A 12,070-nucleotide genomic window follows, 5' to 3' on the forward strand; every position below is an offset into this window, starting at 1 on the left:
TGTCCAAAATAGCGACGATTTGGAAAACTATGGGAGGTTACGCACATGCCGGTTCACAGAGCACCCGGAAGCGAGCATACTGAGTATCAAGGGAGGAGCAGACGCCGCACACGGCGCGGTCGGCGGCGTATCCCGCCCAAAGCCATCTTTCGCATGTCCATGCTGCTCGTCCTGCTGACGGGCTGCGGATTCGGTATCACCCACCTGTGCCAAAGCCTGAGCCAGCCCGACGCCCCCGTTGTGGTGGCGCAGGCAGCGGACGGCGAGGTGGAGGGGGAAAGCGCCACCCTTCCGGTTTCGATCCCCGACCTGGATGTGATGCCCTGTTATTCTGAAGAAGCCTATGTCGTCAGCTATCTCGACGTGGCTCCGGGGGTGTCGGTGCATCCGCTTTTGCAGGAGCTTTACAGCGCGCAGGCGGCCGCTTCCATCACCACCGCTGAGGGCGAGCCCATTGTTGTGGCGCCGGTCACCACCAATTCCGGCGGCTCCGGTGTGGATAACATCGCCTCCTGGAAAGCGCAGAACAGCGATGTGATCGGCTGGCTCAAGGTTCCCGGCACCAACATCAACTATCCCGTGGTGCAGGGCCCCACTACCGATTACTATACCGCCAAGGGCTATGATAAGAACTACAGCAAACAGGGCGTCATCTGGGTGGACAGCAATTGCAGCGTATCCGGCGGCCTGTCGCCCAACACGGTGATCTACGGCCACAACTGGACCAATTACAGCGCCAACCCGCGCATCGGGTCCCCTTCGGACACCCACTTTGCGCAGTTGACCGCGTTCCAGCACCTGTCCTTTGCGCAGAGCCACCCCTATCTCTACTTCTCTACTGAGGGCAATGAGATGGTCTGGCAAATCTTTGCGGCGTTCTACACCGACATCGACTTCAACTATATCTCCTCTGCGGGCGGACAGTGGATCATCGATGGAGCGAAGGCGCGCAGTGAGCACATTTACGACGTGCCGGTCTCCGGAAGCGACAAGATCATCACCCTTTCCACCTGCACCCGCCGGTTCGGCTCCAGCAACCGCCAGCGTTTTGTTGTGATGGCGAAGCTGGTGGACAGCGCGAACACCTCCGTGAGCATCACCGCGAATCCGAATCCAGTTCGTCCCAATCTGTAATTTTGAACTGCTGATCGGGCTGTCACCGATCGCGCCGAAACAGAGCCGGCGCGGTGGGGCAGCCCGATATTTTTCACGAAATCATGGAAATGGGACTTGCCTTTTCTGCGGAAATTTGCTATAATATCAACCGTATCCTATGGATGAGTATCGAAGTGGTCATAACGGCCCGCACTCGAAATGCGGTAGTCGCGAAAGCGGCTCGTGGGTTCGAATCCCACCTCATCCGCCACGTCGGAGCAAGCTGCATATCGCTTGCTCCGACTTATTTTTATAAGTCAGAGCGCACTCATTTCACTGCTCCTCCTTTTTCGCAAAAAGTCACGCTTGCTGTGGCTGTTCGCTTATGGGCGCCCTCACGACGCCTCCGCGGCGCTACCAACTTTTTGCGAGCGCCGCCCTGCCGGGCGGCTTTTTCCGTTACCGAAATATATCGGTTTTAACCGTCCCTTCCAAAAAAGCATATGCTTTCGCTTTTTTTCATAGGGGGATTATCCCCCTTTTGATGTCAGATTTCCTCGCTGACCGCTCAAAAATCGGCCTGCCTCTGAATCAATCCTCTGCTGCTGCCACCAGCTTTTTGGAAAGGTTGCCCTAGACGCGGCATTTTTCCGCTATCAAGAAAATATTGGTGTTAACCGGCCTTCCCACACCGGAGTAAAGTTCGCTTTGCTCCGGTGCTTTTTTATATTGAAAACGCGAATGCGGCTGTACTGCGCCGTATGATCTGCAGCTCCAGCCCTTTCCCTTTTAATAAAAATAATAAGGCGCGGTCATGGACGAATCATCGCTCCATTTCCGCGCCTTTTTGCGATTATATGCCTTCGGATTTTCCGGCCTGCGGGTGACAGGATTCAGCGCACCCCAACCGCCGCGCCGCTTGGCACAGAGCTCCCGCTGCTTTTTCTTGGAGAGTTTCTCAAACGGTACAAACTTTTCCATTCTCCGCTTTCCTTTCTGTTCGGTTTAATTTTATCCCCGCGTTTATGGGGAGTAGCTTATCATAGCAGAAGAACCGCCGCCTGTCAAGCCGCAAGAAGGACCGGTATTATGAGGGCAAATCAGCCTCAACCTCAAAACACCCTAAAAGTTTATTGATTCAAACATAGTCAAAATGGTCTCATTCCTATATCCTAAGATTTCTTTTTTCGCAGTTTCAAGTCAATCTTATTGTCTTCTGCCAGTTCCTTAAATCTCTTTACAATATAAGCTGATTTCTCTTTCATATCCATATTTCTCAATTCTGTATCTTCCTCTATGCTTTTCAGAACACCCTTTATTTCATCAATTTCTAAAAGGTTTACCGCCACACAATAGAAGGTTTTCCGTCGCCCGTCATTATAATCAGATAAGAGAACCTCTAAAATCTCCGCTTTTTCTTCCTGTTCTTGATTGTAGGCGCTCATTCCGATGTGTTCCGCTTTTTCCAAATCCGATTTCCGATGCTGATGGGTGATAAACGAGTCGTAATCGTCAATATGCTCATATCTCCCGCAGGGATACTCTTCACATTGAAAGCAGTACTCCACACTGCCGTGTTCCAGGCTGCATTTTGCAATCCTACAGGATTGATTTCCAAACCCACAACCGGAACAGTGCCCACCAATTTTCATCGGGCAAAGTCCACAATTCAAACCGCATAAAGAAAACAAAGGATTGCCCCGTTTAAACCCTTTCATTTTAACCTCTCCATCAATCCGCATCTGACTCCAACAACAAAATCAAAGTTCAACACAATTTTACTATATCTCCGAACACCTTTCAAGCCATACGTTGAAACTTCGCAGACCTTATCAGAGGAAGAAAAGAGGACCCCTTCCCGCTGTACGGGGAAGGAGTCCGGTATCCACATATTGAAATGAAAACTACTGCTGTTTAGCGGTTCTGCGCTCTGCGATCAGCGCCCCAACGCCGATGGATGCGACCGCCAGCGCAGCAATAGCAGCGATCATCCACAGGGGGATGCCGCCCTTCCGCGCGGCTTCCTTCGCCGGCTCAATCACGCCTGCCTCTTCCTGCGCCGCGGGGATCGACGCTGCGGGGACCGCCGGAGCGGCCGTGAGCTCGACCGACCCGCCCGTTTCCGGGTTGCTGTTCGCCGTACCGCTTGCCACGGGCGCCTGCGCTTCGCCGTCCGCCATTGCGATCAGCTCCGCCGCACTGTAGTACACCGCGAATGCGTCGATCTTGTAATTGCTCACAAGGTATTCCTTGCCGCCGATTTCGATCTTCAGCTTGACTCCCTTCGCCGCCGCTGCATCGATCACGGTCGCAGGCATCATCGCGCCCTCCTCAATCTTCACGCCGATCGTGTCGCCCTTGTCCGCGCTGTTGATCTTCTCGATTACGCCCGACCAGTAGTCGTCGCTGTTCACGTTCGACGCCGTGCCCTTCGAGCCGCTGCTCTTCCGCACCAGGCCCTTGACCGCGCTCGTCAATGCGGCGGCCGCCTCAGTCAGCTCCGGTTCGCTCGCGTTCGGGTTCGCCAGCACCGCTTCCGCGCCTGCCTTCACCGCCAGCATCGCGTTCCAGCTCGCCGCCGTGTAGTTCGCCGCGTTCCGTGCGTTCGCATCCGCAACTGTCTGCGCCAGACGCACCTTCGCCGCCGCTCTGGTCAGCTCCGCCGCCATCGCGTCCAGCTCCGCCTGCGCCGCGTCTTCCTTCTCGCGCAGCTCTTTCGCTTCCTCTACCAGTTCAACCAAACCGGCCTTGGTCGCTTCGTCGTATTTGCTGTCCGCCAGAATCTTTTCCGCGAACTCGATCGCACTGTTGATGCCCGTGTAGTTCAGTGCGTTGACCAGACCGTTGATCGCTTCAACCAGCTTGTCGCAAACTGCCTTGATCATCGCCTCGGTCGCATTGACGTTCGTCTCCGCAGCCTTGGCTTCCGTCAAAGCTGTCTCCAGCTTCGCCCAGCCGCTCGGGCGGTAGTTCATCTTGTCCAATCCTTCCGCCGTCGCGATCAGTCTTCTCAGCAGGCTCTTGTCCGCTTTCACCAGCTCGGTGATCCTGGTCATCACCGCGGTATACGCCGCGTTGATCTCGGCCTGGGTCGCGTCCCTGTTGTTCAGCACCGCTTTGGCCGAGTCCACCACTTTCTGGAGCTCTGTCTTGGAGAGGCTCGACAGGCTCTCGTCCTTGAGTGCTTCCTCCGCCAGCTCGATCGCCAGCGAAAGCAGGCTGGTATCCACCGCGTAGGTCAGGCCGTCGCGCGCCTTCACCAGCGCGAGGTACGCATCGAACACCTGCTGCTGGGTTGCGGCCGCATCGGCCATGACAGCCTTCGCTGCGGTCAGCGCCTCGGTCAGCGCCTCCCAGCTCGCCGCCGTATAGCGGCTCGCCTCGTATTTGCCATCGATTGTCTCGATCAGCGCTTTCAGCGCCGTCTTGTCCACGTCGGTGGGTTCGTCACCGGTGAACGTGAGGGTGAAAGGGTTGGAGTAGAGCGCGACCGTCTCGCCGGTCTCCGGCAGGGTCTGCTCGATCTTGAGCATGGCGGTCGCCGTGCCGTTCTCGCTGGCGTAATAGCGCACCCCGGCCTCGGTCTCCAGCTTCTCAAGCGGAACGCCGCCGATCTGCACCAACTGATAGTCGAGGCCGTCCAGCTCTTGGTTCAGATAGGATTTGGTCACACCTTGCGGCAGGTAGAGCGACTCGGGATTGGACGCATCGTAGACCGGCAGCGCCGCATCCTGGGCGATCACCTGCTCGGGATAATCGGCGAAGCGGTAGGCGTCGTTGGTGGTGATGCCGTTGAGGCCCATCAGGGCGGCTGCGTTCATACCGCCATAGCCGTTGATCGTCCAGGCCCAGAAAGTGACGCCGCGCTGGTTGGCGTCCTTCAAAGCCTGTGCGAACGCCGCGGTGTTGCTGAAGGATGGATTGAAGGTGGTGTTGACCGGCTGCACGTTGGCGCAGATCTGGCTGACGTTGCCCTGCGCGCTGCCTGTATCGGTGAGCCCGGTGAGGTAGCCGCACGAGACCTCGGGCCAGGTCTTGCGCATCTCCTGCATGATGTTGTAGTTGAAGGTGATCACCACGCACTGATCCACCACGCCGTACTCCTCAGCGAGCTGGCGCACCGCGCCCACGATCTTGGGCTGGGAGGACTTGATCTCGATGAAGTGGACGACATCCTTGCCCTTGAACGCTTCAAAAAATTCAGCGAGGGTGCTCATCCGCTCCCCCTCCTGCGGGTGGTAGCTTTCCTTGAATTTGAGCGCCTTGAGCTGCTCCCAGGTGGAGCCCTCGACTGGGAGCGCCTGATCGTACATGCGGCCTGTATTGCCGTCGTGGTCGATGACGATTACGCCGTCGGTGGTGATGTAGACATCGTTCTCGATCGCATCCGCGCCGGCCTCATATGCGCCGATCGCGCTGCGCAGGGTGTTTTCGATGTACCGGCTGGGCATACCGCGGTGGCCGGTGATCAGCGCGGGGCGCTGGAAGGTGATCTCGTCGTAGCTCTCGATGGCAGCGATAGCCGCTTTGTAATCCTCGGTGACGATGCCGTTCGCGCCGCTGGTAATCTGCGCGTGCAGCGCCGATGCCTCGCTGGAGCACCTCACCCAGACGGTGATGAGGCGGCTTTGCAGGTATCGCACCGTCTCGAAGGAGGCTGCCCGCTCGGGAATGACCGCGATTTTGGCGTGGTTGACGTTGGTGGTGGTCACGACCTCCCAGAGCTGCGCGTCGGTGGGATCGGCGGGCAGTTCGGTGAAATCGATGATGCCGCGGACCGGCGCATTTTCATCGGCAACTGTGCGCACCCATTCGGCGTGTGCCGCGTCCGCCATCACGAAGGCGTCGAGCACGCCGTTCTCCCCGATGTAAGCGCTCACCGCCTGTGCAGCTGCGTCGCTGCCCAGATAAAACGCGGGCATGGTGTTGACGCAGGCCTCCTCCAGATAGTCGTCCATCGAGGCTTCGATCAGCTCGCCCCGGCGGTCGAGCACCCGCAGTTGTTCGTCCGGGTAGACGATGACCGTGGCGGGCCGTTTCTCCGCCCCAAAGATCGCCTGGGTATCGGTCCCTGCCTCCTGCACCACGGTGGGCGGCAGCGGCATCCCGGTCTTTGGCTCATACAGGTCGGCCGAGAAGTTCGCGCTCGCCTTAGGCCCGGGGACAAGCTCCACCTTGACGTTGCTGATCTCCAGGGTGACGCCGCGTGAGGAGAAACCGAAGGAGCCATCGGTCTCCGCCATAAGCGGCGTGGTCAGCATGTGAACATCGTTGATATACTGCTTCAGGGTGTTTTTCTCATAGACCGCCTTAAAGTGGTAGGTCTTTTCAGGCGCGAGCGCCTCGCTGTAGCTGCCCTTATTGATGACGTTCCACCCGTTGTTCCAGTGGGCGAACTCCATCCCGTTGGCGGCGGTCGCATCCTGCCGCGCAATGCTCTGGTACCAGGTATCCCCCTGGCAAAGGAACATGAGCCCTGCCCAGCGGCTGTCGCTATTGGCCTCGACAAACCGGATGTCGGCCTCATAGGTGAAGCGGACCGGCACCTTGCCGTCCGGGCAGATGGGGGTGAGCAGGCGGGAGCTGCCCGAATCGTCGTTCGCGGCTGTGAACAGCAGCTTGCCGTCGTTCACTTCGGCGGTCACCCCCTCTGCCGCGGCCAGCTTCCACCCCTCGGGGAGCTCTCCTGCGGGGGTCTGCGCGAAGGAATCGCTCCAGGAGACCACATTTGCCGTGACAGCGGTCTCCTCCTGTGCTTCGCCCAAGGTCAGCTGGAGCAGAAAGCGGCCGTCGCCTTGATCCTCCACAGCGACTGCGCCGCCCGCTGCGGCAAATTCGCTGTCCTCCAAAATCTGTCTTCCGCGCTTCAGCACCGCGTCAGTGCGCTGGTCGCCGGTGAGGTCCTCCGGCACCGGGAAGAGCTGATTGCAAAGCAGGTTGGCCGCCTGCTGCGTCTTTTCCTCGTCGGTGTAGAGGATGGTCTCCGCGACCTGGACATCCAAGCGGATGGGCAAACCATCCAGCTCGACCGTCAAACGATAGACGCCCGCTTCCAGCCGATCCGCCTCGACAGAGAGCTCCTCAAAGGTGACGCCGCTGTCCTCATCATTCAGCCGTGCGGCGGCCTCTTCCGCCACCAGGGCCTCGATCTCGTCCTCACCCATCGCCGTGGTATACTCCACCGCGAGACCCTCCAGCAGGCCCGCGATGGCGGCGTAGGGGCTGGTCAGGGTGAGGTCCACCGAATCGGACGCCTCGCCCGCGGTCACGGTGAGGGTGTAGTCGCCCGCGCCGCGCAGGACGACGGGAAGCTCCGCCACACCTTCTGTGAACTCCGCTGTGACCGTAGCTTTGCCTTCATCCAGTGGGATGTCCCCCACCCTGCCCTGGATCCCTGCGCCCATCTCGTCCACCATGCGGTTGTGGGCGAGCTCCTCAGCGGACAGCGCGCGGTCATAGATGCGGATGGCTTTGATGAGGGCCGAAAATTTGCGGGTATTGTCGGCGTGGCCCAGCTTCATGGCGTTGGCGCCGATATTGACCGAAGGGGTAAAGGTGGACACCGCCTCGCCGTCTACATAGAGGAAGCTGGTGGCGCCCTTCTCGAATACCACTGCTCCGGTGGAGCCCTGCAGGATGCTTTCAGCCCCCGCTGCGGTCGGCCGGTTGTTGGAGGCATTTTTGAATTCCAGCACCCCATTGGACTTGCGATGGAAGTAGCTGAAGTTATCGTTTGCCGAAGAAAGGATGGTGCCGAAGTCGCTGCCCAACAGGGTGTAGTCGTCCAGCACCAGCTCGATGGTAAACGCATCGGCGTTGACGAGATCCACCAGACCCTGAGGCACCGGGAATTCCTTGCAGTTCAGACGGAATCCGCCCGCCTCCTCATCCCAGTAATTTTGTGCATCCAGGGTGAGGGCCAAGTCGTTCCCCTGACCGCTTAGGTCCTCCCAGACATCCGCCGCCGCGTCGAAGCCGTCGCGCGTGTTGCGCGCGCCGTTCCAATGCAGCTCCAGGCCGTCGCGTACATAGCCCATGCCGTCGACCGATACGGTCAGATCAACCGGACCGCTGACCGTGGCGTCGGTGGTGACGGTGAGGGTGCGGGTTTCTCCGCTCTCCATCGGCTGCTCCCCCTCCAACTCCGCGTTCAGTGCCGAGATGGAGGTATCCATCGGCTGGGGCTGTCCCGGATCATCGGCGGCCGCCCGCGGGGACTCTAGCTCCGCAACAGAAAGCATCTCCGCCGCTGCGGCCGGCTGTTCCGCAGGGGATGTGGTCACCTCGGCGGCGAGCGCCGTGCCGCCGTAGGAAAACATCATCGCCGCAGCCAGCAGTGCGGCGATTGTGCGCCTGATTCGTTGATTCATGGGTTTTCCCTCCTGATGATTTCTTTTTCCATTGGCACTACCACTATATCCGATGAGAAAGCCGGGGAGAAATCCCATTTCTGTGAAATCTGTGTCAGGTTTTGGAAAAACGGAGTTGCACGCAAAAGGTCCCCCGCGTCCGGCTTGGACGAGGGGGACCGCACAAAGCATTCTTCTATTCCCGATGCTTCCGCAGCAGATCGAGGATGGTTGTATAGAGGATATGGACATCCAGCGGCTTGGCGATAAAGCCGTTCATTCCGGCCTGCATCGCCGCATCGATATCCTCCTGGAAGGAATTCGCCGTCATGGCGATGATGGGAACGGAAGCCGCGTCCGGACGGTCGAGCGCACGGATGGCGCGCGTCGCCTCCAATCCATTCATCTCCGGCATCTGAATGTCCATGAGGATCGCCTGGATCTCCCCCGGCGCGGAGCTGGCAAACCGTTCGACCGCCTGCTTTCCATCGGGCGCCACCTGAACGGCCGCCCCTTGCATCTCAAGCAGCTGCGCCGCAATTTCCGCATTCAGCTCGTTGTCCTCCACCAGCAGGAGCCTGTACCCCTCGAGAAGCGCGGTATCGCCCGAGACATCCGCCTCTTCGGGCAACTTCCCAAAGGGCAGTGCGACGGTGAAATAGAAGGTGCTGCCCTTCCCCAATTCGCTGTCGAGCTTTAGCTCGCCGCCCATCAGGCGCACAATGCTGCTGATGGGAAGCCCCAGTCCCGTGCCTTGGCTGCGGGACTGGCTGGTCCCCGCCTGCTCGAAGGCGTCGAATGTCCGCTGTTGGTCGTCCGGGGAAATTCCATTGCCGTCGTCGATGACACGGAATTTAAAGGTCGCTCCCTGCTCATCCGCGCCGGTTTCCACCACGCGCAGTTGGACGCGTCCCCCAGGCGGCGTAAATTTGAGCGCATTGGAAAGCAGATTGGTGAGCACCTGCCGCAGACGGATTTCATCCCCCTTCAGCGCTTCGTGGAGGACGTCGGCTTCCATTGTGAACTCCAACCCCTGCCGCTGTGCTTCGGCCTGCATCATACTTTTCAGATCGGTCAGCATACGTTTGAGGGAAAACGGCTCTGAAACGAGGGTCAACATTCCGCTGTCGACGCGGCTCATATCCAGGATATCGTTGATCAGTCCCAACAGATAATGGGAGGAGGCCCGTATTTTGACGAGGTTGCTCTGCACCTGTTCGGGGACTCCCTTCATCATGCTGGTCAGATCGGACAACCCAACCACCGCATTCATGGGGGTGCGGATTTCGTGACTCATACGGGAGAGAAACGCTCCCTTTGCCTTGTTTTCCGCTCCCGCTTTCTCCAATTCGCTGCGCATCACGGCGGCGCGCATACGGTAGCGCGCAAGCATGAGGATCACAAAGACTGCGAGAAAAAGAACCAAGGCGACGACCGATACAAACATGACGGGATTGGAATAGACCAAATCCTCCAGTGCAAACCGGCTCTTGCTGACAGAAATCATATTCTGATTGGCGATCATCGATCTTTCTTCGTCGGAAAGCCTGGTGATCGATTTGTTCAGCAGGGTGAGCAGCTCCGCCTGCGCAGGCCAGGACAGAGCAAAACTGATATCGACACCGCTATAAAACCGCGTGACCGGCACCGCATTGTACAAATAGTGCTGCTGTATCTCCTGCTCGTTCGGTGCGGCCAGCCCGTCCGCTGGGTATCTGACAGACTTGTTGTGCACAATGATATCATTCATCGTTACATATGATTTGGTGAGCGCCAACCCGTCCTGGACCGCCTCCGCTTCGCTGCCGAGATAGAAACCCGCGATATCCGCCTGTTTCTCCTGTACCATATTGAGCATATCCAAATAGTCATCGGCATAGAGATACTCGAACTTTAATCCTGTGAACTCCGTGACCTTCTCCAAAAAGTCGGGCACCATACCGTTGTGGGAGCCGTCCTCCGTGACCCGGCAGTCCAGGGGATGATAACTTTTCAGCATCGCCACAGTCACCACCTTTTTTTGCCGAATGTACTCCAGCTCCTGTTCGTTTAAAAACACATTGGATACGATGTTGTTGGGATAGTGAACAGCATAGCGTTCTTCAGCAAAATTCGGATTGGAATCGATGATATTTTCCAGCGCAAAATTGAGCTGATCCAAAATTTCTTGGTTATCCGCAGCCGTGACAATATAATGGGGCTGCGCGTTAAAGGCGGCGACTACATGGAGCTCCGAGCAATCATCGGCAATGCTCTCCAATACCAGATCGACCTCACCCCTTTTGAGGCGTTCGGTCAAGGAGGTGTGGGTGAGCTGATCGTAAGTATAGGATTTGAGGGTACAGTCTACCGCATTCATCAAAAGATATTCATTGAGCCGCCGGATGCCCTCTTGGGCGTTCTCATAGACACCGATGGTCTTTCCATCCAGACTTTCCACGTTATAACTTCTGACACTGTATTCGTGCTGGCGCGCCAGCAGCACCTTGCTGTGCCCACAGCTGTAGTTTGGATAGGCAAAGTGCTCCTCAAACTCCGGCGAATAATACGTTCCGCCCATTAGGTCATATTCCCTGTTTAAGAACTCTGTCACCATCCGCCTGGGTTCAGTATCGATGTATTGATATTTCCAGCCGGTATATTTGGCAATCTCACTGAAGTAATCCACGATAACGCCGTGGCGGCTTCCGTCCTCAGCGGTTTCCATCAGTCCCTCGACCTCTGTAAAGGGCACCCGAAGAACCTCGGCTTTCTCTGTCTCAGCCGCAAAACATAGCGACTGGCAGGCCAACAACAGCATCGCCAAAATGGCTATTGCGCAGAGCCGCAATGTTTTCGCTTCAATTTGATTCACAGGATTCCCCTCACAGTACCAGTTGATTACAGTTCAGTCTAACATTTCTTTCCAGCACGGTCAAGGAAAGGGATCGATTTCCCCGTGATATCGTCATAATAAGAAATTGCCCGGCGCTCCCCCCTGAGGGAACGCCGGGCGCTCTTCTTTTTCCCGCTGCGGATCAGTTTTCGTGCTGCCCACTGACGGCGAAAGCGCGGTGCAGCAACCTGCCGCACCGCGCCTCCGCCTTAGGAAAATATAATAAGAGGAAAAAAAGGAAAGGAAAAGCTTATTTCTCCAGCTCGTGCTGTCTGCGGCGGATCACCACAACTGTGGCAGCCGCAGCCGCCAACAGCGCAAGGACGATCAGCGCACCGATCACAAAGCTGTTGTTGTTTTCTTCCACGGCTGCTTCCACCTGCGCCGCAGGCGCTTCCGCCTCAGCCGGGGCTGCGGGCTCGATCACCGCGGGGACTTCGGGTACGACCGGCTCCACAGGAACCGTCGCCTCGGGCGCTGCGGGCGCCACCGCCGCGGGAACCTCGCCGCCCGTCTCCGGGTTGCTGTTCGCTGCGGGGGCATTGCCGCTCGCAGCAGGCGCAGTGCCGGCCATCGCCTTGACCTCATCGGAGGTGTAATACACTGCCGCCGCATTGTACCCCTTCAGCTCGCCTGCGCCGTTCACTGCGTAATCCTTGCCGCCGATCTCGAAGATTCCGGTCACGCCCTTGTTCTTCAGGGCGTCGATCACTGTCGCGGGAACATTCGCTCCCTCATCCAGCTTCGCGTT

The 12,070-nt window shown here is 58.0% G+C and carries 5 protein-coding genes, 1 tRNA gene and 1 pseudogene; 2 read left to right on the forward strand and 5 right to left on the reverse strand.

The genetic code is table 11. The features are described 5' to 3' along the window. The first annotated feature begins 45 nt into the window (after positions 1 to 45). Both H8711_RS10990 and H8711_RS10995 read left to right on the forward strand, forming a co-directional pair. Entirely contained in the window at positions 46 to 1,134 is a 1,089-nt protein-coding gene (locus tag H8711_RS10990) for a class B sortase (protein WP_249283495.1), read from the forward strand. 141 nt (positions 1,135 to 1,275) lie between these two features. Further along, positions 1,276 to 1,366 (forward strand) — tRNA-Ser (locus H8711_RS10995). A 518-nt stretch (positions 1,367 to 1,884) separates the two neighbouring features. Here H8711_RS10995 and H8711_RS11000 read toward each other — a convergent pair. The 5 genes and pseudogenes from H8711_RS11000 to H8711_RS11020 all read right to left on the reverse strand — a co-directional run. Further along, complete coding sequence (locus H8711_RS11000; protein WP_249283496.1) at positions 1,885 to 2,076, reverse strand: hypothetical protein; 192 nt, start codon at positions 2,074 to 2,076, stop codon at positions 1,885 to 1,887. A 191-nt stretch (positions 2,077 to 2,267) separates the two neighbouring features. Continuing rightward, positions 2,268 to 2,813, reverse strand: a complete 546-nt coding sequence (locus H8711_RS11005; RefSeq protein WP_249283497.1) for a DUF3795 domain-containing protein — start codon at positions 2,811 to 2,813, stop codon at positions 2,268 to 2,270. 186 nt (positions 2,814 to 2,999) lie between these two features. Continuing rightward, entirely contained in the window at positions 3,000 to 8,465 is a 5,466-nt protein-coding gene (locus tag H8711_RS11010) for a glycerophosphodiester phosphodiesterase family protein (RefSeq protein ID WP_249283498.1), read from the reverse strand. 175 nt (positions 8,466 to 8,640) lie between these two features. Further along, positions 8,641 to 11,298, reverse strand: coding sequence for an ATP-binding protein (locus H8711_RS11015; RefSeq protein ID WP_249283499.1), 2,658 nt, complete (start codon positions 11,296 to 11,298; stop codon positions 8,641 to 8,643). Between the two features lie 271 nt (positions 11,299 to 11,569). Continuing rightward, positions 11,570 to 12,070, reverse strand: a pseudogene (locus tag H8711_RS11020) (hypothetical protein); the annotation flags it as partial.

It is taken from the genome of Ligaoa zhengdingensis, from assembly GCF_014384885.1.
Taxonomy (GTDB): Bacteria; Bacillota; Clostridia; order Oscillospirales; family Ruminococcaceae; genus Ligaoa; species Ligaoa zhengdingensis.